Here is a 24,935-nt window from a genome sequence, read left to right on the forward strand (position 1 = left end):
CAAGGTCAAGGCTACGTGGGCTTGGCGGTAGGTATTTACCAAGCCTAATCACTCTCTTCTTCTTTCTTAAGGAGGTAGGTCATGGGCAAGACGATGTTAGGGGTCTTCTTCGGCCTCGTGATGGTTGCGGCTGGGGCATCCACAGCGTTTGCGCTCCAGGCGGGTGGAGTCGAGGTCGGGGATCTGGAGACTGGCTCCGTTGTCGGTCAGTCGTTCAAGGAGCTGGACGTCGATGCCCAGCTGTTCGCAATCGAGATCGGAAACTTGAAGACGTGGTACCCGCCCGTCACGATTATCGATTTCAAAGTTCGGCCTGGTCGTCCGGTCCTGCTCAAGGTGACGAACAATTCCACCGCTGACCATGGATTTCAGATGACCGATGCCCCGAACGCCGGTTCGCCGTTTGTGATGAAGGCCGAAGTGGTGCTCAAACCTGGCGAAACGAAGTACATCGGTATTCCGACGAGCGACATGTTCTATGCCACGCAAGGGAATACCCTGATCTATCGCTGTCACCTGCATGCAGGGCATGTCGGCGGCAAGCTTCTCATGCTTAAGTAGTAGTTTCTGGTAGCTGATTCATGAGCATCGCCCGCTCCGCGACAACGCGGAGCGGGCGATGGCTTTTTGCGGCACTTAGACGTCTTCTTCAGCGCGGCAGCCGGCGCCCGGTTCGAGTGGAATATTCTGAATTCCCCTGATTTCTCCTGCCACGATCAATAGCAAGAAATGGTTTACGGTGGATTCTGTTTTGCGAGGCTGGCTCACGGCGGTTTCGGGCGGGATCTATCACAATAGAAGGGCCCTGCTTCTCAGGAGAAAAGCAGGGCCCTTGCGATTGAACGATGAGCGATGATTAGTTGCGCACGCCGCTCCAGATTTTCGTCGGATCGATCGTCTTGTCAGGATTCAGTGCCTTCACCTTCTCCAGCAGGACTTCCGTCGTTTCCGGATAGAGCGGATCGGCAATGCAGCAATTATCGACCGGGCACACGGCGGCGCACTGCGGTTCGTCGAAGTGTCCGACGCACTCGGTGCAGCGGTCGTGCGTAATGATATAAATACTATCGCCGACTCCCTGGCCGTCGCCGACATGGTTGCCCTTCGCTTCCGCGTCGCTGCGAGTTTCAAAAATCGCCTCGTTCGGACATTCGGGCAGGCAAGCTCCACAAGAGATACATTCATCGGTAATCAGCAGCGCCATGACCCTCGCCTCCTTCTCACCACAATGAGACACAGATGGTTGACAAGCCCGTCTTGCCACGACATAGTGCGTGACGCGACGTGAGGCCCATTCTAGTCCGTCGCTCTTTTCTAAGTCAACAGAACGGCCCTTGCTCAGAAGGCCTAGACGACCTGTATTATGGGCCGTTTTATGGGCCTTTGGGCCCAGTGAACCATTACGAGTCGTGAGAGAGAATATCTATGGCCATTCCATCGGTCAGCGATCGGGAGCAGAAGAAGAAGCGCATTATTACGCTCGTCCTTATGGCGATTTTTCTGATGAGCGCCTCGTTTTTTCTGATCGATCGCAAAGACGAGACCATCATCGTCGTGTCCTTTCCAAACGGCCGTACGCTCGAGACGGAGGTGGCGGATACGCCGGAGAAGCTGCTCTTCGGTCTCGCCTTTCGAGAGACGTTGCCGGCGAACAGTGGAATGCTTTATATCTTTGAGTCGACCGGCCAGAACCATGTCTGGACGAGGGGATATCGGTTCCCGGTGGACATGATATGGATCGATGAAAGTCATCATATCGTGGGGCTGAAAGAGCATGTCGCGCCCTGCGTGGAAGATGTTTGTCCTCAATATAGTTCCGCTCCGGATGCGGTCCGTTACGCGATTCAAACGGAAGCCGGCTTCATCGAGCGGGAAGGGATCACGGTCGGGCTGGAGTTGAAATATACGCTGCGGATGTAAGGTCTGCGGCTTGGAGAAGGTCAGGAAAGAGGAGTCGGTGCAGCATGTTAGAGGGATTTCAATCCGTCGCCCGCGTTGAAGAGCTACAGCCCGGGCAATCAAAAGTCGTGACGGTACAGAATCGCGAGCTCGCCCTGTTTAATATCCAGGGGACCTATTTTGCGATTCATAACCTCTGCCCCCACGAGGGCGGTCCTTTGAGCGAAGGGCGCGTGAAGGGGTTTGTCGTGGCCTGTCCCTGGCACGATCTGGCCTTCGATATTCGAAACGGGCAAGGAACGGACGGGGGCGGGTATTGTGTGGGCAGTTATGATGTGCGGGTGGAGGGCGCGGAGATTTTCGTCGGGCCCCGGAAGAAAACATAGAAGATGATAAGGCAGAGAGGGAGCGGATTGCCGCGTAATTCACGATGAGCATGACGTCCAGCCACGACCATGACGGCCTCAAGTTATCAGACGGGGTCAAGGTGATTCAGGCGACTCTTGAGCAGCCCATCCAGATTCACCTCTGGGAAGATCGGACGAGAGGGGAGCTCTGGGTTCCAACCTACGATCCGGCGGGGCTGTCGATGTTGGCAGACGATTACCTGCGCATTGCCGGGAATAATGCCGTGGACAATGGACGGCGAACCTTTGAGTTTCAGGCGATCAAGCCGGGAACCTATCGGGTGTTGTTTGAAAAACGCATGGGGTGGAAATTCACCGCCGAAGATCGGCGCGTCTTCGAGGTGACGGTTTCCGATTCCTCGTCCTGCGGGAGTGCGTAACCGTGCCGGATGTGGCGTTCGTCAATGGAGCGTTTGTGCCGCCGGCCGACGCCAAGGTTTCGATCGACGATCGAGGCTTTCAGTTCGGCGACGGTATCTATGAAGTGATCCGCACGTATGGGGGGCAGCCCTTCGAACTCGAAGCCCACCTGGCTCGTCTTGACCGTAGCGCTGCGGCGCTCGATCTGATTCAGCCCTATTCCCGCACCGAGTGGACCAATCATATCCTGGAAGGGATCAGGCGGGCGGCCTATCCTGAGGCCAAAATTTATCTTCAAGTCACCAGGGGGGTCGCGCCCCGTGACCATGCCTACTCGGCTGACATGGCGCCCACGGTCGTCATGACGGTTCGCGAGCTTCATCCGCTCAGTCGATCGGTGCAGGAGGCCGGCGTCGAGGCGATGACGATCGAGGACATCCGGTGGGGCCGTTGCGACATTAAGAGCGTGAATCTGTTGGGCAATGTGCTCGCGCGTCAGCAGGCCAAGCGGGCCCAGGTCTTCGAAGCTATTTTACTCAAAGAGGGCTCGGTCACTGAGGGGGCCGTCAGCAACGTGATGGTGGTCCGTGGAGGCACGGTGATGACCGCTCCTGAGGGGCCGCGGATTTTGTCCGGGGTCACGAGGGCCGTCGTGTTAGGGCTGGCCCGGAAGGCAGGGCTACCGGTTCAGGAACGTTGCATCGCTCAGGCGGACCTCTATAGCGCGGACGAGGTGTTCCTCACCGGGACTACCGTCGAGGTGTTAGCCGTCGTTCGGGTGGACGGAAAGGTCATTAAGGATGGGCGTCCCGGACCGATTACCCAACGACTTGCCGCAGGCTTTACGGGCTTGGTTGGCTAGCCCTCCCCTTGCTTTGGCATAGGGGGCATGCTATGGTTCCGCTATTGGAAGTGGGCTCAGGCCCACTTTTTTGTTTGATCACTTGAATGTGTTATCCAAAGAAGCAGGGCTAGGAGTGCCGGTGAAGGAGTCCCGACCGGTCGTCGACCGCATCAGCGAGGTAGTATCGCCTATCCTGTGGGCCTTGGGCTTGGAATTGGTCGACGTTGTCTGTGTGGGGCAAGGTCCACGGTCAGTCGTGCGCGTGTATATCGATAAGCCGGACGGCGTGACGGTAGAAGATTGCGGGCGTGCCCATCTCGCGATCAGTCCGGCCTTGGATGTGGCTGATCCCTTTCCCCATGCCTATACGCTGGAAGTCTCTTCGCCTGGTCTGGATCGGGCCTTCAGACGAATTCAGGATTATCGCCGGGCCGTGGGGAAGCAAGTGAGCGTGAAGCTCCGGCAGCCGATTGACGGGCAGTGGCGTGTGGTCGGGCTGTTGACGGAAGTGAATGAGCAGGGAGTGACGGTCGTGGTGAGCGATCCGCGCCCTGAGCGGACGGTTATCCTGGGGTTCGACTCGATCGCTGAAGCGCGTCGCGTCGTCACGTTTTAGGCCGTACCGAAGTCGATCACCGCGGTAGCAGCCTACCGCCGCATTGGAGGGTGGCTGCAGGGGCAGTCGCCGGAGAGTGAACTATGAATCGTGAATTAATTTCCGTCATCGACGAACTTGGCCGGTCAAAGGGCATCGAGAAAAGCCGCGTGATCGGCGCGATCGAAGCCGCCCTTCTCATGGCTGCCAAGAAGCGTTTCGGGCAGGCTGAGAATATTCAGGTCGAGATTGACTCCAAGACCGGTGAGATTTCTGTCGTCTCGAAGAAGACCATCGTCGATACGGTCACTAATCCCAAAACCGAGGTGTCCCTTCAGGAAGCGCGCCAGTTCGACAGCGAGGCGGAGGTCGGGGATGAAATCGGGTCGCTGATCGAGATGAACGACTTGGGTCGGATTGCCGCCCAAACTGCCAAGCAGGTGATTTTCCAGAAGGTCCGTGAGGCCGAGTGGGAAGCGGTTCAAAAAGAATATTCGACGAGGCAGGGCGATCTGGTCAACGGCATCATTCTCGGAATGGAGCGCCGGAACTACCTGGTGGATCTGGGTAAGACTGAGGCGGTCCTGCCGGTTCAGGAGCAGATCCCGCGGGAAACCTATCGTCGCGGCGACCGGGTCAAGGCCATGCTCCTGGAAGTACGCCGGACCCCGAAGGATGTGCAGGTTATTTTGACGCGGAGCCATCCGCAATTTGTCGCGAAGCTGTTTGAGCTGGAAGTGCCGGAAGTGCTCGAAAAGATCGTCGAGATCAAGTCCATTGTGCGGGAGCCTGGCGATCGGACGAAGATTGCCGTGACGTCGCGCGAGAAAGCGGTCGATCCGGTCGGGGCCTGCGTGGGAATCAAGGGGTCACGGGTTCAGGCGGTCGTTCGTGAGCTGCGCGGAGAGAAAATCGACATCATTACCTGGACCTCCGACCCGCGCGTCTTCATCGCGGAAGCTTTGAACCCTGCGAGTATTGAGAAGGTCGGCGTCGATGAAGAGAAGAAATCGGCGTTGGTCGTGGTGGCGGATTCCCAGCTGTCGCTCGCGATCGGGAAGAACGGCCAGAACGTGCGGTTGGCAGCCCGTCTGACCGGTTGGAAGATCGACATCATCAGCGCGACGGAATACGAAAAAGAAAAAGCCGAGCGGGATAAAGATATCAAGGCGGCGTTTGCAGAGGAAGCCGAGGCGCTGCACCAGCAACAAGAAGCCCGGGAACAGGAATTACAGGCCCGGGCAGAGTCGGAGTCGGATGCCGGGTAAAGAAGAACAGGTGTCAAATCCTCATGCGCGTTTACGAATTGGCTAAGCAGCTCGGGATGGAAAATCGCGAACTCATTCCGGAATTGAAGCGGATGGGTGTCGCCGTCACATCGCACAGCAGTGCGTTGGATGACGACGTGGTGCAAAAGGCGCTGGCGAAGCTCAGCTCGAAAGCGAAGGCTCCCGCGAAAGCGACGGGTAAGGCCACGGCGGGAGGCAAGGCTGGGGCGACCCATGCCGCTCCGGTGGTTGAGGATGCCAAGGCCGATAAGCGCCGCATTCTGATCAAGCGCAAGCGTGACGATGAGGCTCCAGCCGAAGAGCCTGCATCCCTGCCCGCAGCGGAAACGGCCGAGACGAGTGGAGCGGTTGTCGATGCCCTTCACGTCAGCCCGCCTTCCGCGCATCCGGAAGTTGAGGCCCAGCGCGCGCCGCATCCTGAACTGACGGTTATGTCGGAGCCGGTGCCTTTCGTCGGGACTGCGACCGTTCCGCCCCCACTGACTGCCGCCAAGCCCGCCATCGCGCCCAGCATCGATCTGACCGCCGGAAAAAAGAAAGCGCTCTCCCTTGAAGAGATTCAAGCCGAGGGTTTGAAGGAGAAGGCGAAGAAGGCTCGCAAGCCAGGCCGTACGCGGGAAGAGGAAGAGCTTCGTCTTCGCGAGGATGCCGCTCGCTGGCAGGACCTTCGCGCGATTCCATTACAGCAACGACGTGACGATCGCAGCAAGCACGTGCATCACGCCATGCCAGGGGAAGTCACGAAGCCGCGCCGGAAGGGCTTCAAGTTTGCACCCGGCATGACGGTGAAGGAGTTTGCCGAGCTGATCGGCCAACGTCCGGCCGACATTATGCGCAAGTTGATGGATATGGGCCAGATGCTCACGTTCAATCAGACGATGAATGTGGACGCGGCCGTGATGATTGCAGAAGAGAACGGGATCAAGCTCGATCTCTCGACGGAGAAGGTCGGGGAAGAGTTGTTGGAGTCCGTCGTGCAGACGGAGGAAGATGCCCAGCTTGAGTCGCGGCCGCCGGTCGTGACGATCATGGGCCACGTCGACCACGGCAAGACCTCGCTGCTCGATGCCATCAGGCAAACGAAGGTGGCGGAAGGCGAGGCCGGCGGAATTACGCAGCATATCGGCGCGTACACGGTGACGGTCCGCGGAAAGCAGGTCACGTTCCTGGACACGCCGGGTCACGAAGCCTTTACCGCCATGCGCGGTCGCGGCGCCAAGATTACCGATATCGTCATCCTGGTCGTGGCAGCGGACGATGGCGTGATGCCGCAAACGATTGAGGCGATCAATCATGCCAAGGCCGCATCCGTTCCGATTATTGTGGCCATCAATAAGATCGATAAGCCCGGCGCGAACGTCGATCGTGTCAAGAACGCCCTGTCCGAACATGGACTCATTTCCGAGTCCTGGGGCGGCGACACGATCATGGTTGAAGTGTCGGCCAAGGAAAAGACCGGCCTGGATACGTTGCTGGAAATGATTCTTTTGCAGTCCGAAGTGTTGGAACTCAAGGCGGACCCGCACCGGATGGCCAAGGGCGTTGTGGTGGAAGCCAAGCTGGAGCGAGGCCGTGGTCCGGTAGCGACGGTGCTGGTTCAGAGCGGGACCTTGCGCGTCGGCGATGTGTTCGTCGTTGGAGTATTTAGCGGGAAAGTGCGCGCGCTCATTACGCATACGGGAGCCAAGGTGATGGCGGCTGGTCCTTCCATCCCCGTCGAAGTGGCCGGGCTTCCCGGTGTGCCTTCTGCGGGCGATGTCTTCCAAGTTGTGAAGGATGAGCGGGTTGCGCGAGAGATCGCGGAAGATCGCGCCCATAAACAGCGAACGACTGATTTGTCCGGGTCGGCGAAAGTCACCCTCGACGATTTGTTTGCCAAGATCAAAGAAGGCTCCGTGAAGGAGCTGGCATTGGTGATCAAGTCCGACGTTCAGGGGTCGGCTGAAGCCTTGACCGCCAGCGTCGAAAAGCTGGCGACCCCCGCAGTCAAGCTGCGCGTCATTCACAGCGGTGTGGGCGGGATCACGGAATCCGACGTGTTGCTGGCTTCCGCGTCGAACGCCATCGTGATCGGGTTCAATGTCAGGCCGGAGCCGAAGGCGTCCGCCCTGGCCGAACAGCAAGGCGTCGACATCCGCCAGTACACCATTATTTACGACGCGATGACCGAGATTAAGGCCGCGATGGAAGGGCTGCTTGAGCCGACGCTCAAGGAGCGGATTCTGGGACGGGCCGAGGTGCGGCAGGTCTTCACGGTGTCCAAGGCCGGCGTCATTGCCGGAGCCTATGTGGTGGACGGCACGATCAGCCGCGCGGCGGTCGGGGTCCGGGTGCTTCGCGACAATGTGGTGGTCTACGAAGGCAAGCTCGGGTCGTTGCGCCGCTTCAAGGACGATGTCCGCGAAGTGCAGCAGGGCTACGAATGCGGAATCAGCGTCGAGAATTTCAACGATATCAAGACCGGGGACATCATCGAAGCTTACGCGGTCGATAAGATCGCCGCAAAGCTGTAAGGCGTGAGTCTGCCCTGTGGGTATGATCGTCGGGCTCTGTACGGTCGAATTGTTCTTTCCAGAAAGTCAGTCGCTGAAGGACAAGCGGCAGGTGCTGTTGAGTTTGAAAGATCGCTTGCGGGAGAAGTTCAACCTGTCCGTTGCCGAGGTGGATGGGCAGGACCTGTGGCAGAAGGCTGTGTTAGGGCTGGCCTGCGTGGCCAACGACGGCCGATACGTCAACCAGGTTTGTGATCAGGCGCTGAATCTGATTCGGAGCGTCCCGACGGTGAAAATCGTCCAGTCGAGAGTGGAACTGTTGTGACGGCGGCATGCCCGGTGGAGTGCACGGTGGCCAAGACGGGATATAATCGGGCCGATCGTGTCGCGGATCAAGTTCGCATGGAAGTGGCCGACATCCTCATGCGGAAGATCAAGGATCCGCGCGTGCAGGCTGTGACCGTGACCGACGTCACGTTGACCAGCGATCTGCGGATCGCCCGCGTGTATGTGACGACCATGGGCACGAAAGAGGAAGAGAAGCAGGTCCTCGTCGGGCTGGAGCAGGCCAGCGGGTTTATTCGCGGCGAGCTCGGTCGGCGGCTTTCGCTCCGGTATCTTCCGGAAATCGTGTTTGCAATGGATGTCAGCGGGCCAAGGGGCGATCGCGTGTTGAAACTGTTGGACGAACTCCACGTGAATACGGAGGCCGAGGGCGGCTCGTCCGACGAGCAGCCGAGTTCGTAGCGTCGGGGACGTGATGATGGATCTCGCACAGAGCTGCGCCGTTGCCGATGGCGTGCTGATCATCAAGAAGGAAGCGGGCTGGACCTCCCACGATGTCGTGGCAAAGGTGCGGCATCTTCTCGGTGGTGTGAAGGTCGGTCATGCCGGGACGCTCGATCCTGCCGCAACGGGCGTGTTGCCCGTGCTCATCGGCAAGGGAACCCGTATTGCTGAATATCTGGTGGAGTGGGACAAAGAATATCGCGCCGTGCTGCGCCTCGGTGACACCACCGACACGCAGGATGCGACGGGAACGGTTCTGGCGAGTCAGGCGACCGATCAGGTGACGGAGGCGGCGATCCATGAGGCGGTCGGCCGGTTCCGTGGGCCGATCGAGCAAATGCCTCCGATGTATTCCGCGGTGAAAATCGCCGGGGTTCCTCTATACAAGTCCGCTCGCGCGGGCAAAACGATTGCACGGGACGCGCGAACCATCGTCATCCATACCCTTGAGGTGTTGGCGATCGAGGGGCGGGATGTGACGTTGCGTGTCGTCTGCTCCAAAGGAACCTATATCCGGACGCTCTGTGCGGACATCGGCGCCGTGTTAGGTGTCGGCGGCCACATGCTGGCGCTGGAGCGAAGGCGAGTCGGCCCCTTGACGATCGAGCGGGCCCTGACGGTGGATGAGGTGGTCACGCGTCATGCCCTCGGCCGGTTGGGAGACGATTTGTTGTCGATGGATCTGGCGTTGAGCCAGTTGCCGGTTGCGGTGGTGGACGAGCAGACCGCCGATCGCGTCGGGCATGGCGCTCCGGTGCCTCTTGCGAAGATCCTTCGGTGGGAAGGGGCGGCCGCTGGCGAGCGTCGCTCGCACGAGCCGGTCCGTATCCACGATAGCGCCGGCCGGTTGGTCGCAATCGGGAAATGTCCGGAAGTTTCGGGAGATGCACTCAAGGTTGAGAAGGTGTTCAGCGATCAATAGTACGATCCTCCGTTACGGATGAAGGAAAGGAATAGGAAGGAAGGAACCCATGGCATTACTTAAAGAAGCAAAGACCGAGTTGATCAAGCAGTATCGGCAGCATGAGACGGATTCCGGTTCTCCGGAAGTCCAGATCGCGGTGCTCACCACCCGGATCACGTATTTGACGGAGCATTTCAAGCTCCACAAGAAAGATCACCATTCGCGACGTGGCCTCCTGCTTTTGGTCGGCCGCCGTCGTCGTTTGCTCGATTATCTTCGTGGTGTCAGCGATGCCCGGTACCGTGCTGTGATCGAGCGATTGGGCATCAGAAAGTAGTATCCCGTCTCGCTGTCGCGCCAGGGGGCGCCACAGCGGGCAGTAGTTGTCAGTCGCACAGGTGAACACGGATATAGGCTTACGCCAAGTGCAAAGTTAAAGGTGAAAGGGTGAGTTTTCATTCATTTTTAATTTTACATTTTGAATTTGAACTTGGCGTAAGCCCATCTCTGTGGGCATCTGTGGGGCCTAACCAGAGGAGAGACAGATGGTACACACAGTTGAAATAGAGGTTGCCGGTCGCATCCTGCGACTTGAGACCGGTCGTGTCGCACGACAGGCAGACGGTTCGATTTGGGCCACGTACGGCGATACCGTTGTGTTGGCGACAGCCGTTGCCTCACAGGTCGCCAAGCCCGGCATCGACTTCCTGCCCCTCACGGTCGATTATCAGGAAAAATCCTTCGCAGCAGGAAAGATCCCCGGCGGATATTTCAAGCGGGAAGCGCGCCCCTCTGAAAAGGCCGTGCTGACCAGCCGGCAGATCGATCGGGGGCTCCGTCCGCTATTCCCTGAAGGCTATTACTTCGAGACCCAAGTCATCGCGTCAGTCCTTTCAGCCGATCAGACCGGCTCGTCCGACATCCTCGCCATCATCGCGTCTTCTGCGGCCCTGACCGTTTCGAACATCCCCTTCGATAATCCGATCGCTGGCGTGAGGATTGGTCGGTTGGATGGCAAGTTCGTGGTCAATCCAGATCTTGAGACGGTCGCGAAGAGCGAGTTGCACCTCGTCGTGGCGGGAACGGCCGATGCGGTCATGATGGTTGAAGCAGGGGCGAACGAATTGTCCGAAGCCATCATGCTAGCGGCGATCGAACTCGCCCATGCCGAGATCAAGAAGATTGTGGCCAAGATTCGCGAGCTGCAAGCCCTCGCCGGCAAGCCTAAGCGGAAGGTGGCGAAGGAGCAGATCGACGAGGCGTTGGCCGCTCAAGTGAAGGCCTTGGTCGCGCAGGGGATCCGCGATGCCATCATGATTCCGAACAAAGCGGCCCGGCAGGAGAAGTTGGACGAGGTCAAGGGCAACGCCGTTCAGAAACTGAAGAATGCGGAAGATCCCAATCGGGAACGGCATGTCAAGCTGGTGTTCCATGAACTGGAATATACGGAAGTCCGGAACATGATCCTGGAGAAGGGTTCGCGAGCGGATGGACGGGGCCCGGCTGATATTCGCCAGATCACCTGCGAAGTCAGCGCGTTGCCGCGGACGCATGGCTCTGCGATCTTCACCAGAGGCGAGACTCAGAGTTTGGCCGTGGTCACATTGGGAACTGCGGACGACGAGCAGCGGATCGATGCGTTGGAAGGGGAGTACATGAGGACGTTCATGCTCCATTACAACTTCCCGCCGTTCAGCGTCGGCGAGGCGCGGCCGCTTCGCTCACCGGGACGCCGGGAAGTGGGCCATGGAGCCTTGGCGGAACGGGCATTGGCCCCGGTGATTCCGAGCAAGGAAGCCTTCCCCTATACGCTTCGCATCGTGTCCGACATTCTCGAATCCAACGGGTCCTCGTCGATGGCGACCGTCTGTGGCGGGAGTCTCGCGTTGATGGATGCCGGCGTGCCGGTCAGCAAAGCCGTGGCCGGGATCGCGATGGGATTGATCAAGGAAGGCGACCGGGTCATGATCCTCTCCGATATTCTCGGACTGGAAGACCACCTGGGCGACATGGACTTCAAGGTCTGCGGCACCAGGCAGGGCGTGACAGCCTTGCAGATGGATATCAAAATCGGCGGCATTACGTCGGCCTTGATGCAGAAGGCTTTGGAACAGGCGAGGGCCGGTCGTTTGCATATTCTGGGTTGTATGGAGAAAGCGCTTCAAGCGCCGAGGACGACTCTATCGGCCTATGCGCCACGGATTTTCACGATGAAGGTGAAGCAGGACAAGATCCGCGAGATCATCGGGCCGGGCGGCAAAACGATTCGCGGCATCATTGCCGATTGCGGAGTCAAAATTAACGTCGATGACAGCGGCACCGTGACGATCGCGTCGGTCGACGGCGCTTCGGCCGAAAAGGCCAAGGGCATGATCAACCGGATTACCGAAGAAGTCGAGATCGGGAAGATCTACATGGGCACGGTCCGGAAGATCATGGACTTCGGCGCCTTTGTCGAGGTCCTTCCCGGGACCGACGGATTAGTGCATATCTCGCAGCTGGCGCATCATCGGGTCCAAGCGGTATCCGACGAGGTGAAGGAAGGGGATCAAATCCTGGTGAAGGTCATGGAAGTGGACCGTCAAGGGAAGATCCGCCTCAGCCGCAAGGAAGCCATGCCGGCTCCGGCCGAGGGCGCAACCTCTGGTCCGTCTGCCGGGTAACCGTCTTGTATCGCAAGCTCGTCCTGGACAACGGGGTGCGGGTCGTCACTGAACGGATGCCGACATTGAAGTCGGTCACCGTCGGTGTATGGGTCAACACCGGGTCGCGGGACGAGCAGCCTTCCCAAGCAGGCTATTCCCACTTTATCGAGCACATGCTCTTTAAGGGAACGCGCACACGTTCCTCCGCCGAGATCTCGCGTGAAATCGACGCGCTCGGCGGAGAGATGAATGCCTTCACGTCGCGGGAGACGACGACCTATTACGTGAAGGTGCTGGACCAGCAACTGCACCGTGCGCTCGAACTCCTCTCCGATCTGTTCCACCATTCCCGTTTCGCCCCCAAAGATATCGAAAAAGAAAAGCAGGTCGTTCTGGAAGAGATCCGCATGGTCCAGGACGATCCCGAAGATCTCGTGCAAGAGCTCCATATGGGCCAAGTGCTGGGGCGTCATCCGCTCGGCCGGTCGATTCTCGGTCGCGAGAAGACGATCCGGGGGCTGCGCCGCCAGGATCTGCTGGACTATCGAGAGACTTACTACGAGCCAGGCCAGACCGTGCTGTCGATTGCCGGAAACTTTAAGCAGACCGAGCTGGATGGCATGGTCGCGAAGTATTTCGGCAAGGGCCGAGCCGCAAAGGCAATCCACGCCAATGGCCGTCGTCCTCCTGAAGTGCATGGCGGTGTCGTGCTGAAGAAGAAGAAGTTGGAGCAGGTTCATCTCTGCCTCGGGCTCAAGGGCGTGCCGGCCGGACATAAGGATCGGTATGCCCTCTACGCGCTCAACAGCGTGCTGGGCGGCAGTGTGAGTTCGCGATTATTCCAGGAAGTCCGAGAAAAGCGGGGACTCGTCTATTCGATCTATTCCTATCTGGCCGGCTATTCGGACGGCGGCATGATCACCGTCTATGCGGCGACCAGACCCAAAGAGGTAGATCGTGTGGTGGATCTCGTCTGCCGTGAAATTAGACGGATCGGGAGCAAGGGCATCGGCGGAAAAGAACTTGAGCAGGCGAAGACTCAGATGAAGGGGAGCCTGATGTTGAGTTTGGAGAGTTCGCATAGCCGCATGAGCAAATTAGCGAAGGACGAACTCATCTATGGGAAGCATACATCGCTGGACGACATGCTGGCCCATATCGATCGCGTGAGCGAAGAGCAGATGTTCAATGTCGGTCGTCAATTTTTCAAACTGGACTCGCTCGCAATCACCGGATTAGGGCCTCTCGCGCCCCGCACACTTCAGTCCTACAGATGAGAATTTTCTAATAGACGAGTGTGCGGCGCTGAAAATTACGGAAAAGTTAGAGCCGTATAATAATCACAACTAATTGATTCGAAAATGAATTAAGCTAAAAATTCAAAGTTATCAACAGGGAAAACATTTCCTTGACAGGTTTTCGTGATTTCAGTACCATGACCGAGCTTTTTGACAACGATTCTCAGTCGAGAGATTCAACGAGATAGCAGAGCCCATTACTCGTGGTTGATTAAAGAATCTCTGAAATAGTTTTTACGGTGTCATCGTTCTTAACTAGTGTTCATCGGTTATTGTGGTTGTTACTTTTTATGTAAGGAGGGACTAGGTATGAAAAGGGTCGCAGTTTTAGCCTCCGTGGCCATGTTGTCCGTGTTCGGTATGTTGACGGCGGAATTTGCCGTGGCGGCCGATGCGCCTGGGGCAGGTCCGGTTGACAACATCGTCGGCGGCAAGCCGATGAAGGGTGAAGTCACCAAGACCCTCAAGGGTCGCGTTTGGTCGCAGTGGGCCGACAATCCAGATGGCGAGTTGCTGTTCGGAATTCAATATTGGAACACCGGCGAGCCGGCCTCAGGCACCCCGAACGGCCGTTCGTCTTCCGATCTCGATGTGAAGCCGCCGGACCCATTGTTCAGCTGCTGCGGCTGGGGCTTTGTGGGCGGGACCGATAAGAACAACCCCTATTCCGGTTGGTACCATGCTGCCACGACCGTTCGCCTGGCAGTGAAGGACAAAGCGTTGATGGACCAGATCATCAAGGCCTCCCAGGAGCTCGTGGCCATGGAAGTGAGCCTGGACGGTCGGACGATCACCGGGTTTAAGGTTATTAAGTAATCGACCTCGACCAGCTTTAATTCTTTTACGTTCAGCAAGGAGGACGCGATTATGAAGTTTCATGGGAAAGGTTGGGCCGTGGTGGCCGCTGTCGCGCTGGGGGTTTCCATTGCCTCCACCGCGTTGGCTATCGAGTCATTTCAGGAGCGTTTCGAGTGGGGAGATTTGAGCAAGCCCACGACCCTGCAGGGTCGCGTGATTGTGCTCGATCACTACGATGAAGCGGTCTGGATCAACGTGTCTGTCTTCGGTGGAGCCGCTGAGAGCGGTTTCTTCTGGCAGAAGATTCACCCGGGCAAGACCTTGAAGTTCTACGCGGACAGAGGCGCTTGGGATGATCTAAAGAAAATGGGCCGTCCCCATGCAGGACCGGCTGCCGCGAAGGAAGTGCCGCCCTCCAGCACGACCGATCTGATCGAGTTTACCGTGACGGAGCCGGAGCAGAATCACCGGGTCATCTCCTCGGTTAAGAAGCTTCCGGAAGTGGCCGGCTCCATGGGGAAGCCGCTCAGTATCTCCGGTTTGCGTTTGAAGGAATGTGCGGGAAAGAGCGAAGTTGAAGCAGGTTGCGCAGCAGCGAAGCAACAGCTCAACACTTCGCCGAAGTCTCCTGATGGAGCCCTTATCCCGATGCAGTATGATGTGTTGATCCCTGGTGGTCAGCCCGTTGCAGGGCTCATCCCCTGGACCGCGAAGTACAACTTGGGCACTGCTGCTCATTGAACTGAGTCGGTCTCTCTGTGTAAAGGCGGCATCTCCGAAAGGGGATGCCGCCTTTCTTATGTGTCGCGATCAGTTTGGCCAGCTGGGCCGATTCGACGCTGGAGCTCGGCCAGCCGATTGAGCGCATCGAGCGGGGTCATGGAGAAGAGGTCGATCTGTCTGACTTCATCGATGAGCGGATGGGGCTTGGGGAGCGACGTCTTGGGGGCCTCTTGCTCCAAAGATACGGGCGTGCCCTCGATGGTGTGATCCGGCTGTTCCAACTGGGCCAAGACTTGTTTCGCTCGCTCGATGACTGTTGGGGGCAGCCCTGCCAGTTTGGCCACATGGATCCCGTAGCTGCGGTCTGCGCCGCCAGGAATGATCTTGCGTAAGAAGACCACATCTCCATCCCGCTCCTGGACCGCCACGCAATAGTTTTTAATCCCCTCCCGTAATCCTTCCAGCTGTGTCATCTCGTGATAGTGTGTCGCGAACAGGGTTCTGGCTCCGACGTGCTGGCGGTCCTGGATATGTTCAGCGATGGCCCAGGCGATGCTCAGTCCATCGTAGGTGCTGGTGCCACGGCCGATCTCATCCAGGAGAATCAGGCTCCGAGATGTCGCACTGTTCAAGATATGAGCGGACTCGATCATCTCCACCATGAAGGTGCTCTGGCCTGCTGCCAGGTTGTCCGAGGCGCCGACGCGGGTGAAAATCCGATCGACCAGTCCGATGTGGGCTTCGGCTGCAGGCACGAAGCTCCCGATCTGTGCCAGCAGCACGATTAGCGCGACCTGGCGGAGATAGGTGCTTTTGCCCGCCATGTTGGGGCCCGTGAGGATCACCAGCCGCTGGCCTTCACAGTCGAGAGATGTGTCGTTGGGCACGAAGGTGAGATCACTGCTGAGTTGCTCGACCACGGGGTGCCGGCCGTCCCGAATGAGGATCGTCCTGCTCTCGTCGACGAGGGGTTTGACGTAGCGCTGCAATGCCGCGGTTTCTGCCAGACCGGCGAGGACGTCGAGCAACGCAACGGTCCTGGCCATCGTCTGAAGGCGCGGCACCTCGTTGGCTAAACGACTGCGCAATTGATCGAACAGTTCCTGCTCCAGGGCCAGCAGCTTCGCTTCCGCTCCCGTGACCCTCTCTTCCAGTTCTTTCAACTCCGCCGTCATGAATCGTTCGGCATTGACCAAGGTCTGTTTGCGAATGTAATCGGGCGGGACGCGTGACAGATTGGTTTTGGTGATTTCGATGTAGTAGCCGAAGATCTGGTTGTAGCGTACTTTGAGCGATTCGATTCCCGTTCGCTCCCGCTCCTTGGCTTCCAGCGAGGCGATCCAGCCCTTGCCCTCCGTGCTCGCCTTGCGTAGTTCATCGACTCCCGCCTGGTACCCTTCCCGAATGACGCCTCCGTCACGGAGAGCCATCGGCGCATCCTGCTTGATGGCCTGCTCGATGGCGTCATGCACGTCGCGGCAGTCGTCCCACGATGCGCGGAGATCGGCCAGCAACGAGGCGGTGAATGGCTGGAGATGGGACCGGAGTTCAGGCAGAGCGCTCACGGATTGTTTCAATGCAAGCAGTTCGCGCGGTCCTGCGACACCGAGCGTCACGCGGCTGCTCAACCGGGCGATGTCCTGGATATCGCGGAGCGTGGCTCTGAGCGAGACCCGTTGTTGAATCAAGTCTTTTAATTCGCCGACCGATTCGAGTCTGGCGTGAATGGCGTCACGATTGAGCAGCGGTCTGACGAGCCAATCGCGCAACAGGCGGCTACCCATCGCGGTTGCAGTCCGGTCCAGCACAGACAAGACTGTCGGCTGGTCCTGCCCCGATCGATCGCCTGCGCCAAATGGCCGCACGAGTTCGAGATTGCGAATCGTCGCGCTATCCAGATGCATGGAGTCGCCGCTCCAGCGTGTGTGCAGGCGGCGGAGGTGTGCCAGGGAGGCGGTCGGTTGGGTTTCGCGAACATATCGCAGGACCGCTCCGGCTGCTCCGATTCCGGCGGTCAGGCCGCGGCAACCGAATCCGTCGAGGGAATGTACGGCAAACTGTGTCTGGAGCAATTGCGCCGCATCTTTGGGATCGAAGGAGGCAGATGGTTGGGCGCAGAGACGGGGCCCTCGCAGGTCCGCCAGGCAGGACAAGGCCTTCGCATTGGCATCCTGGTGCAGGACTTCCCGCGGCTCCAGCCTGGCCAATTCATCCATGAGCTGGGTGTTGGCCTGTGCTCCCTGGAATTCCGTAATCCAGAAATCTCCGGTGGAGACATCTAGGCAGGCCAGCCCAATGATTGATTGGCCCTTGGCAGAGGGGGCTGTAGCATCGGAAAAGGCCACGGCGACTAGGAAATGCGATTCGCCTGGCGAGAGAAATTCTGTGTCGACCAATGTGCCGGGCGTATAGAGACGGACGACTTCCCGGCGCACCAGACCCTTTGCAAGTTTCGGGTCTTCCACCTGTTCGCAGAGGGCCACGGTCCGACCGGCTTTGAGCAACTTGGCGATATAGCCCTGGGCTGCATGGTAGGGCACGCCACATAAGGGAATAGGGTTGGCGCTGGATTTGTCGCGAGAGGTCAGGGCGATAGAGAGCAGCTTGGCTGCGATCTGCGCATCCTCGTAAAACATCTCATAGAAGTCGCCGACGCGGAACAAGAGCACGGCGTCGGGGTAGCCGCGCTTGACCTCGCGGTATTGCCGCATTAAGGGTGAGGCGTCTGCGTCACTCATCGTGGCGGTCTCGATGGGGCTCGTCGGTGACGGTATGGGAAATCCGGCCTGTGACCTTTTCAAGTGAGTGGCGCAATCGCTCCAAGTCCACTTCGGCATCCTGCAGGGCTTTGGTCTTTCGGCGGAGTTCGATCCGGCCCCGCACCCAGGGGGGGAATAGCAGAATGCCTGAGACCAGCAGTCCCACGGCAAATCCTGCCAGGATGGGCTTATAGATTGGCGTCGAGGATTCGAGCAGACCGAAGAAGTAGCGGAGCGTGACTTCCTGTTCCTGGTTTTGAAGAAAGAATGCCAGAGAGAGGAGCAGCAGGACTCCGACTAAAATCAATCGAATCATGACTTCGTTGTCCCCTTCTTGTTCGAAACTCGGTTCGGCGCCGTTCGATGGGCTTGGCGCGTGAGTGCGAGGACTTTGCCGGACGCCGGCCCCGTCGCCCTTAATTGAATCGTCCGGCTCTGCTCGGCCCGATGGCTCAGGGTAATTTCGATCCGGTCCTGCGGCAACAGGGCCAGGCCCTTGTCGGCCCATTCGATAGCCGTGACCGTCTGGCCAGAGAAATACTCGATTACGCCGGTCGATTCAAGCTCGCGGAGTGAGGTGATGCGATACCAATCCATGTGGGCCAGAGGTAGGCGTCCCTGGTATTCATGAATGACGACGAAGGTCGGACTGGTCACGGCTTCAGGCGCTGCGCCCAGCCCCTGCGCGATGCCGCGCACGAGCGCGGTCTTGCCGGCGCCGAGCGGCCCGTAGAGCGCGATCGTTTCTCCTCCGCGTAGCGTCCGGCCGAGCGCTTGGCCTAACCGGTCGGTCTGTTGGCTCGATGAAGACAGGAGTTTCCACGGCAGGATCGCTGCGGCGCTGCGCCTGGCAACAGGCGGTTGTGCCTTGGCTGGCTTCGTGCCGTTAGGTTGTGGCGATTTGTTGGAGCGCATAAGGAATCTGAGCGATTAGGTCGCTGGCGATCATTCCGGCCTGTCCGAGCTGCCGGGCTGCCAAGTCGCCGGCTAATCCGTGAAGATAGGTTGCGGCGCAAACAGCCTCCCATGACGGGACCCCTTGCGCCAGTAGGCCGACGATCATGCCGGTTAAGACATCGCCGGTTCCAGCCGTGGCCATGCCGGGATTCCCGGTCGGGCAGATGGCGACCAGTCCGTCGGGGCGGGCGATGACGGTGCGTGCGCCTTTTAGGACAACGAACACGCCTCGTTCTCTGGCAAACCGTCTGGCCGTGCCGATGCGGTCTGCGTTGATGCTCTGCGCTGTGGCATCGACTTCCAGCCGGGCCATCTCACCGGGATGAGGGGTCAGGATGGGTGGAGTGGGACATTCGGTCAGCAGCGAGGCTCGTCCTGCTAAGGCATTGAGCGCATCGGCATCGAGGACGGAGGGCCGATCCAGGTGCTTCATGAGCGCCTGCACCAGTTCGACGGTTTCGTGATGGGTCGAGAGGCCTGGGCCGATGGCAATGGCCGTGCGAGCCTGGACAAAGGCGAGGATGCGATCGAGTCCCGAGCGGGCCAAGGTTCGCGCCTTGGTTTCCGGGAACGGCATCGTCATCGCTTCCAGTAGTTTGGACTCCAGCACATCGTTGACGCTGCTGGGGGTGGCCACGGTGACGAGGCCGGCTCCGATCCGCAGCGCAGCCTGAGCCGCTAACGCTGCTGCGCCGGTTTTCCCCACGGACCCGGCAATAATCCCCGCATGGCCGAACGTGCCTTTATGGGAGGAGGGCCGCCGTTCCGGCAGCATGTTGACGATGTCATCGCTGGTCAGGAGCCGCGTTCTGCTTTCGAGCTTGTCCACATAGGCCGGGGGAATGCCGATATCGACGATGCGGATGATTCCTGCCTGGTCGATTCCTGCTCCGACGTAGAGGCCGAGTTTCGGGAGGCCGAGCGTGACGGTGAGCGAGGCGCGGACCGCTTGCCCTAGAATGGCGCCTGTATCAGCATGAATGCCGGATGGCAGATCGACTGCGATGACCGGCTTTCCTGCACCATTGATGAGTTCGATGGCCTCGCGATAGGTTCCGGTGACTTCAGCGGATAAGCCTGTGCCCAGGAGGGCATCGACGAGGATATCACTGGAGGCGAGCAGGGGACGAACCTGCTCGGCAGGCCGGAATCGAAGGATCTTGGCACTCCCTGCGACCTTTGCGAACCGACGATACATGGCTGCGGCATCACGGCTCAGATCGGCAACCGGCGTCAGGAGTAGCACTTGGACCTTGGCTCGTTGGCGGTGCAGCAGGCGGGCCACCACCAATCCATCTCCTCCGTTGTTCCCTTTTCCGCAGAGGATGGTTACGGTCTTGCCGCGCATTGGTCCGTATTGTTCTTCCAGTTGCCTGACGATTCCCTCGCCAGCCCGCTCCATCAAGGTGGCGCTAGGGATCTTCGCCTCAGTGATCGTGCGGCGATCGAGCAGCTGCATCTCGGCTCCGGTCACGATGTTCATCGATGGCCTTGTAGTATATGGGATCGGTCCCCCATGAAGAATCTGGTGAGTGGGGGAAGGAAGAAAATCTGTGGCCTAGGTCGCAATGTCATGGCAAGGGGGAGTCACGTTGTCCTTAGAGGAGACGGTTACCTAGCAACGCTTTCATTTCCCTGACAGCTTGGTCGAGGCCCACCAGGACTGCTCGGGCAATGATGCTGTGGCCGATGTTGTATTCGACGATTTCAGGAATGTTCAGCAACCGTGCGATGTTGCGATAGTCCAATCCATGTCCGGCGTTGACGCCCATGCCCAGCTTGTATGAGAGCTTGGCGGCCTGCGTAATGGCTTCGACTTCCGCATCGGCTTCTTTCGAGCGTTTGGCATTTGCATAGCGGCCCGTATGGAGTTCGACGAAATCGGCGGACACTCTGTGTGCCGCTTTGACCTGCGCCAAATCCGGTTCGATGAAGAGACTGACGGGAATGCCGCCATCGTGGAGCATGGCCACGATCTGCTGGATACGGTCTCTGTGGCCTGCCACGTCCAAACCGCCTTCAGTCGTGAGTTCCTGACGATGTTCCGGGACAAGGGTGACCATGTCCGGTTTGATGGTCAGGGCAATTTTGGCCATGGTCTCATCGGCGGCCATCTCCAGATCGAGTTTGGTGCGGATGAGTTCCCGTAAGAGGCGGAGATCGCGGTCTTGAATGTGCCGGCGATCTTCCCTGAGGTGGACGACAATGCCGTCGGCGCCGGCCAGTTCCACCAGTACGGAGGCAGTCAGAGGGTCCGGGTCGGTTCCACCGCGGGCTTGCCGCAACGTGGCCACATGGTCGATATTCACCCCAAGTCGTGGCACGGATCCTCCGTTCTGGCTATGTGAAGCAAGGAGAAGCTGAGTTGCGTGATGAGTCGAAAGGCGTTTTAATTGTAACAGAAATTGGCCGGGATGGGCAAGGACTGGGAGGGGGCGGCGCTGGCTGGCTGGCTCAGTCTCTCTGGAGGGCTGAATGTCGAACCCCACAGAATCACGGGATAATTTGACTCGACGAGCTCCACGCCATTAGAATAGGCCCCCTGATAGGGAGGCGGGTGGTTTCTCCACGCCTCCTACGCAGGGGAACTGTCGACAGGGGATACATGGGATTAGGCGACGGATTTTATCGCATCAAACGGCTACCACCTTATGTCTTTGCCCAGGTGCAGAGTCTCAAGCTTGAGGCTCGCCAACAGGGTGAAGACATTATCGATTTCGGAATGGGCAATCCTGACCAGCCGACGCCGAGCCATATCGTCGAGAAGATGATCGAGGCGGCGCGGAAGGGAAAAAATCATCGCTACTCGGCCTCGCGCGGCATTACCAAGCTGCGGCATGCGATCGCCGGCTGGTATAAACGAAATTACGACGTCGATCTGGATCCTGAGACCGAGACGATCGTCACAATCGGCTCCAAGGAAGGGTTGGCGCATCTGGCCTTGGCCTTGATTGGCCCAGGCGACGTCGTCTTGACGCCGACGCCGACCTATCCCATCCATATGTACAGTTTTATTATTGCGGGAGGCGAAGTTCGCGGAATCGAGTTGCGCCCGGACAGCGACTTCTTCGAAGAGCTACAGAAGGTCTATCGCCAGACTTTCCCACGACCGAAGATCTTGGTGATCAATTTTCCGCACAATCCCACCACCGCCGTGGTGGACCTCGAATTTTTCAAGAAGATCGTTGCCTTTGCCAAAGAGCACAACGTGATCGTCATTCACGACCTGGCCTATGCGGACTTGGTGTTCGATGGCTACAAGGCGCCGAGCTTCTTGCAGGCTCCCGGCGCCAAGGATGTTGGCGTGGAGTTCTATACGCTGTCCAAGGCCTACAATATGCCGGGCTGGCGCGTGGGCTTCTGTTGCGGCAATCGCGAAGTTGTCGGCGCCTTGGCCAAGATCAAGAGTTATCTCGACTACGGAATTTTTCAGCCCTTGCAGATCGCGAGTGTCATTGCCCTCAATGGGCCGCAAGAATGCGTCAAGGAGACAGTGCTGCGTTATCAGAAGCGGCGCGACGTGTTGGTGGGCGGTCTGAATCGTATCGGGTGGCAGGTGACGAAGCCTGTGGCGACCATGTTCGTCTGGGCCAGGATTCCCTTGCCCTACCGGTCGATGGGCTCGTTGGAGTTTTCCAAGCTCCTGCTCCGCGAGGCCAAAGTCGCTGTGTCTCCCGGGATCGGATTCGGTGAAGGCGGGGACGAGTATGTGCGGTTCGGCCTGGTTGAAAACGAACATCGCACGAGGCAAGCCGTACGCGGCATTCGCAAGGCCCTGAAGCTGGAGGGGTCTGAAGAATGATCTCGCGCGTGGGCGTCGGCATCATCGGGCTCGGCACGGTCGGAACGGGGGTCGCGAAGATTCTCTTGGAGAATGCGGCCGTGATCAGCCGCCGTGTCGGTGTGCCGATCGAGATCGTCCGAATTGCGGACCTGGATGTGACGAAGGATCGGGGTCTGGCCTTGCCGCCCGGTGTCCTCACGACCGATGCGAAGCAGATTCTCAACGATCCGTCGATCGACATCGTGGTCGAGTTGGTCGGGGGCTGCGATTTCGCCAAACGCATCATTCTGGAAGCCATTGCGGCAGGCAAACAGGTCGTCACCGCGAATAAGGCCCTGCTCGCATTACATGGAGAAGAAATCTTTGCCGCGGCCTCCCGCAAGGGCGTCGACATCGGTTTCGAAGCGAGCGTGGGAGGAGGAATTCCCGTCATCCAGGCGCTGCGGGAAGGACTGGCGGCCAACACCATCCAATCCATTTACGGGATCATCAACGGGACGGCCAATTACATCCTCTCGCGCATGACCAGTGAAGGCCAGAGTTTTGACTCGGTGCTCGGCGACGCGAAGCAGGCAGGGTATGCCGAAGCGGACCCGACCTTCGATGTGGCCGGGATCGATTCGGCGCACAAACTGGCGATCCTGGTGGCGCTGGCCTATGGCACGCCGGTCAATTTTAAAGAGGTGTATACCGAGGGGATCACCCACATTACGCCGCTCGATATCGCCTATGCCAAAGAGTTCGGCTGTACGATCAAGCTGCTGGGCATTGCCAAGCTGGTGGGCAACGAAGTCGAAGCCCGCGTGCATCCCACGATGCTGCCGGCCTCGTCTCCGCTCGCTCAGGTCGAAGGGGTCTACAACGCAATTCAATTTGTCGGCGATGCCGTGGGCGATGTGGTGCTCTATGGCAGGGGCGCCGGGTCCATGCCGACCGGCAGCGCGGTGGTCAGCGACCTCATTGCCATTTCGCGCAATCTGCTGAAGGGCGCGGTGGGGCGAGTGCCGCCCGCTTCGTTCCAGCAGGATCAGCGTCGTCCGCTTCGTATGAGGCCGATGGAAGAGATCAGCTCGCTCTATTACCTGCGCTTCATGGTGTTAGACCGCCCCGGTGTTTTGTCGCAGATCGCAGGGGAGCTGGGCCGGTGCGGCATCAGTATTTCGTCCGTCCTCCAACAGGGGCGACGTGACGGGCAGACGGTGCCGGTCGTGATCAAGACCCATACGGCCATGGAGCGCGATGTCCAGGCGGCATTGCGCGCGATCAACCAGATGGCCTTTATTTCCGAGCCGACGACGCTGATTCGCGTCGAGGGCAAGGACGAGTGATGTCATGATTCGTTGGCGTGGCCTGATCGAAGAATATCGCAAGTTTCTCCCTGTGACCGACCGTACCCCCGTGGTGACGTTGGGGGAAGGCAATACGCCGCTCATCAGGGCGACGAGGCTGGCTCAGCAGATCGCGCCGGGCATCGATCTCTATCTCAAAATCGAAGGCGCGAATCCCACGGGATCGTTCAAGGACCGTGGCATGACGATGGCGATCTCGAAGGCTGTCGAGGCCGGCGCCAAAGCGGTCATCTGCGCGTCCACGGGGAATACCTCTGCCTCTGCCGCAGCCTATGGGGCGCGGGCCGGGCTGGCGGTCTATGTGTTGATCCCTGCCGGGAAAATTGCAATGGGCAAACTGTCCCAGGCCATGATGCACCAGGCCACGGTCATTCAGATCGAAGGCAACTTCGATCAGGCCCTGACCATCGTGAAGGAATTGTCGGTGAGCCATCACATCGAGCTGGTCAACTCACTGAATCCCTATCGGATCGAGGGACAGAAGACCGCCGCGATGGAAGTCTGTGATCAGCTCGGCGATGCGCCGACCATCCATGTCCTGCCGGTCGGGAATGCCGGCAACATTACGGCCTATTGGAAGGGCTATCAGGAATATCGTGCGGCCAATCAATCCACGAAACTCCCGCGCATGATCGGGTTTCAGGCCTCCGGCGCGGCGCCGATCGTGCTGGGCCACATCGTGGAGAATCCGCAGACCGTGGCCACGGCGATTAGGATCGGCAATCCGGCCAGTTGGCAAGCCGCGTTGAATGTCGTGAAGGAATCATCCGGGGCGATCGATTCGGTCACAGATGAGGAAATTTTGCAGGCCTATCGGATGGTGGCGGCGACGGAAGGCGTTTTCTGCGAACCAGCCTCCGCTGCATCGGTGGCCGGCGTGATGAAGTTGAGCAAGCAGGGCGGGCTTCGCGAAGGCGAGACGGTGGTCTGTACCTTGACAGGCCATGGGTTGAAAGATGCCGATACGGCGATTAGTGTATCGGCTCAACCGAAAACCGTTAGAGCGACGCGGGAGGATGTCGCTCGTCTTTTAAGGGTGTAGA

Annotated in this window: 25 protein-coding genes; 19 read left to right on the forward strand and 6 right to left on the reverse strand. The window is 58.9% G+C overall.

All coding sequences use genetic code 11. From position 1 onward, the window contains the following. The first annotated feature begins 81 nt into the window (after nucleotides 1–81). The gene (locus tag NT179_12485; GenBank protein MCX5722827.1) at nucleotides 82–561 is read left to right on the forward strand and encodes a hypothetical protein; all 480 of its coding nucleotides are present in this window, start codon (nucleotides 82–84) and stop codon (nucleotides 559–561) included. A gap of 295 nt (nucleotides 562–856) precedes the next feature. Here NT179_12485 and NT179_12490 read toward each other — a convergent pair whose 3' ends face one another. Then, complete coding sequence (locus tag NT179_12490) at nucleotides 857–1,204, reverse strand: 4Fe-4S dicluster domain-containing protein (GenBank protein ID MCX5722828.1); 348 nt, start codon at nucleotides 1,202–1,204, stop codon at nucleotides 857–859. 221 nt (nucleotides 1,205–1,425) lie between these two features. On the opposite strand from NT179_12490, the gene NT179_12495 reads away from it, so the two are divergent. The 15 genes from NT179_12495 to NT179_12565 all read left to right on the forward strand — a co-directional run bounded on the left by NT179_12495 (nucleotide 1,426) and on the right by NT179_12565 (nucleotide 15,061). Beyond that, complete coding sequence (locus NT179_12495) at nucleotides 1,426–1,920, forward strand: DUF192 domain-containing protein (protein ID MCX5722829.1); 495 nt, start codon at nucleotides 1,426–1,428, stop codon at nucleotides 1,918–1,920. 44 nt (nucleotides 1,921–1,964) lie between these two features. Then, the gene (locus NT179_12500; protein MCX5722830.1) at nucleotides 1,965–2,285 is read left to right on the forward strand and encodes a Rieske 2Fe-2S domain-containing protein; all 321 of its coding nucleotides are present in this window, start codon (nucleotides 1,965–1,967) and stop codon (nucleotides 2,283–2,285) included. Nucleotides 2,286–2,335: 50 nt separating this feature from the next. Further along, nucleotides 2,336–2,686: a protease inhibitor I42 family protein gene (locus tag NT179_12505; GenBank protein MCX5722831.1), complete on the forward strand. Its 351-nt coding sequence runs from the start codon at nucleotides 2,336–2,338 to the stop codon at nucleotides 2,684–2,686. A gap of 2 nt (nucleotides 2,687–2,688) precedes the next feature. Next, nucleotides 2,689–3,528, forward strand: a complete 840-nt coding sequence (dat, locus tag NT179_12510) for a D-amino-acid transaminase (protein MCX5722832.1) — start codon at nucleotides 2,689–2,691, stop codon at nucleotides 3,526–3,528. Between the two features lie 88 nt (nucleotides 3,529–3,616). Continuing rightward, a complete protein-coding gene (locus tag NT179_12515) occupies nucleotides 3,617–4,126 on the forward strand; it encodes a ribosome maturation factor RimP (GenBank protein ID MCX5722833.1) in 510 nt (169 codons plus the stop codon). 83 nt (nucleotides 4,127–4,209) lie between these two features. Next, nucleotides 4,210–5,373 (forward strand): transcription termination factor NusA, encoded by a 1,164-nt coding sequence (nusA, locus tag NT179_12520; GenBank protein MCX5722834.1) that lies wholly within the window; start codon nucleotides 4,210–4,212, stop codon nucleotides 5,371–5,373. Nucleotides 5,374–5,396: 23 nt separating this feature from the next. Beyond that, entirely contained in the window at nucleotides 5,397–7,907 is a 2,511-nt protein-coding gene (gene infB / locus NT179_12525; protein MCX5722835.1) for a translation initiation factor IF-2, read from the forward strand. A 22-nt stretch (nucleotides 7,908–7,929) separates the two neighbouring features. Next, nucleotides 7,930–8,211, forward strand: coding sequence for a DUF503 domain-containing protein (locus tag NT179_12530; protein MCX5722836.1), 282 nt, complete (start codon nucleotides 7,930–7,932; stop codon nucleotides 8,209–8,211). A gap of 26 nt (nucleotides 8,212–8,237) precedes the next feature. Beyond that, entirely contained in the window at nucleotides 8,238–8,633 is a 396-nt protein-coding gene (gene rbfA / locus NT179_12535; protein ID MCX5722837.1) for a 30S ribosome-binding factor RbfA, read from the forward strand. Between the two features lie 13 nt (nucleotides 8,634–8,646). Continuing rightward, nucleotides 8,647–9,597 (forward strand): tRNA pseudouridine(55) synthase TruB, encoded by a 951-nt coding sequence (truB, locus tag NT179_12540; protein ID MCX5722838.1) that lies wholly within the window; start codon nucleotides 8,647–8,649, stop codon nucleotides 9,595–9,597. Nucleotides 9,598–9,646: 49 nt separating this feature from the next. Next, entirely contained in the window at nucleotides 9,647–9,916 is a 270-nt protein-coding gene (rpsO, locus tag NT179_12545; GenBank protein ID MCX5722839.1) for a 30S ribosomal protein S15, read from the forward strand. A gap of 208 nt (nucleotides 9,917–10,124) precedes the next feature. After that, nucleotides 10,125–12,242: a polyribonucleotide nucleotidyltransferase gene (pnp, locus tag NT179_12550; GenBank protein ID MCX5722840.1), complete on the forward strand. Its 2,118-nt coding sequence runs from the start codon at nucleotides 10,125–10,127 to the stop codon at nucleotides 12,240–12,242. A gap of 5 nt (nucleotides 12,243–12,247) precedes the next feature. After that, entirely contained in the window at nucleotides 12,248–13,501 is a 1,254-nt protein-coding gene (locus NT179_12555) for a pitrilysin family protein (protein ID MCX5722841.1), read from the forward strand. Between the two features lie 330 nt (nucleotides 13,502–13,831). After that, nucleotides 13,832–14,338: a hypothetical protein gene (locus NT179_12560; protein MCX5722842.1), complete on the forward strand. Its 507-nt coding sequence runs from the start codon at nucleotides 13,832–13,834 to the stop codon at nucleotides 14,336–14,338. A 51-nt stretch (nucleotides 14,339–14,389) separates the two neighbouring features. Further along, nucleotides 14,390–15,061 carry a hypothetical protein gene (locus tag NT179_12565; GenBank protein MCX5722843.1) on the forward strand — a complete coding sequence of 224 codons (672 nt, stop codon included), beginning with the start codon at nucleotides 14,390–14,392 and terminating at the stop codon, nucleotides 15,059–15,061. A 56-nt stretch (nucleotides 15,062–15,117) separates the two neighbouring features. Here the strand turns inward: NT179_12565 and mutS are convergent, their stop codons facing one another. The 5 genes from mutS to NT179_12590 form a co-directional block, all read right to left on the reverse strand. Further along, on the reverse strand, nucleotides 15,118–17,781 hold the full coding sequence (gene mutS, locus NT179_12570) for a DNA mismatch repair protein MutS (protein MCX5722844.1): 2,664 nt from the start codon (nucleotides 17,779–17,781) through the stop codon (nucleotides 15,118–15,120). Beyond that, nucleotides 17,774–18,118, reverse strand: a complete 345-nt coding sequence (locus NT179_12575) for a LapA family protein (GenBank protein ID MCX5722845.1) — start codon at nucleotides 18,116–18,118, stop codon at nucleotides 17,774–17,776. Before NT179_12575 ends, mutS begins: the two co-directional genes overlap by 8 nt. After that, on the reverse strand, nucleotides 18,115–18,717 hold the full coding sequence (gene tsaE, locus NT179_12580; protein ID MCX5722846.1) for a tRNA (adenosine(37)-N6)-threonylcarbamoyltransferase complex ATPase subunit type 1 TsaE: 603 nt from the start codon (nucleotides 18,715–18,717) through the stop codon (nucleotides 18,115–18,117). Before tsaE ends, NT179_12575 begins: the two co-directional genes overlap by 4 nt. After that, nucleotides 18,689–20,242, reverse strand: a complete 1,554-nt coding sequence (locus NT179_12585) for an NAD(P)H-hydrate dehydratase (GenBank protein ID MCX5722847.1) — start codon at nucleotides 20,240–20,242, stop codon at nucleotides 18,689–18,691. The genes tsaE and NT179_12585 overlap by 29 nt, the downstream gene beginning before the upstream one ends. 115 nt (nucleotides 20,243–20,357) lie before the next feature. After that, nucleotides 20,358–21,083, reverse strand: a complete 726-nt coding sequence (locus NT179_12590; protein ID MCX5722848.1) for a pyridoxine 5'-phosphate synthase — start codon at nucleotides 21,081–21,083, stop codon at nucleotides 20,358–20,360. A 281-nt stretch (nucleotides 21,084–21,364) separates the two neighbouring features. On the opposite strand from NT179_12590, the gene alaC reads away from it, so the two are divergent. The 3 genes from alaC to thrC are packed head-to-tail and all read left to right on the forward strand — an operon-like array spanning nucleotide 21,365 to nucleotide 24,934. After that, nucleotides 21,365–22,561: an alanine transaminase gene (gene alaC, locus NT179_12595; protein MCX5722849.1), complete on the forward strand. Its 1,197-nt coding sequence runs from the start codon at nucleotides 21,365–21,367 to the stop codon at nucleotides 22,559–22,561. Beyond that, on the forward strand, nucleotides 22,558–23,871 hold the full coding sequence (locus tag NT179_12600) for a homoserine dehydrogenase (protein MCX5722850.1): 1,314 nt from the start codon (nucleotides 22,558–22,560) through the stop codon (nucleotides 23,869–23,871). The genes alaC and NT179_12600 overlap by 4 nt, the downstream gene beginning before the upstream one ends. 4 nt (nucleotides 23,872–23,875) lie before the next feature. Next, nucleotides 23,876–24,934: a threonine synthase gene (thrC, locus tag NT179_12605; GenBank protein ID MCX5722851.1), complete on the forward strand. Its 1,059-nt coding sequence runs from the start codon at nucleotides 23,876–23,878 to the stop codon at nucleotides 24,932–24,934. Nucleotide 24,935 lies beyond the last annotated feature (1 nt).

This window comes from Nitrospirota bacterium, from assembly GCA_026387665.1.
Classification (GTDB): domain Bacteria; phylum Nitrospirota; class Nitrospiria; order Nitrospirales; family Nitrospiraceae; genus Palsa-1315.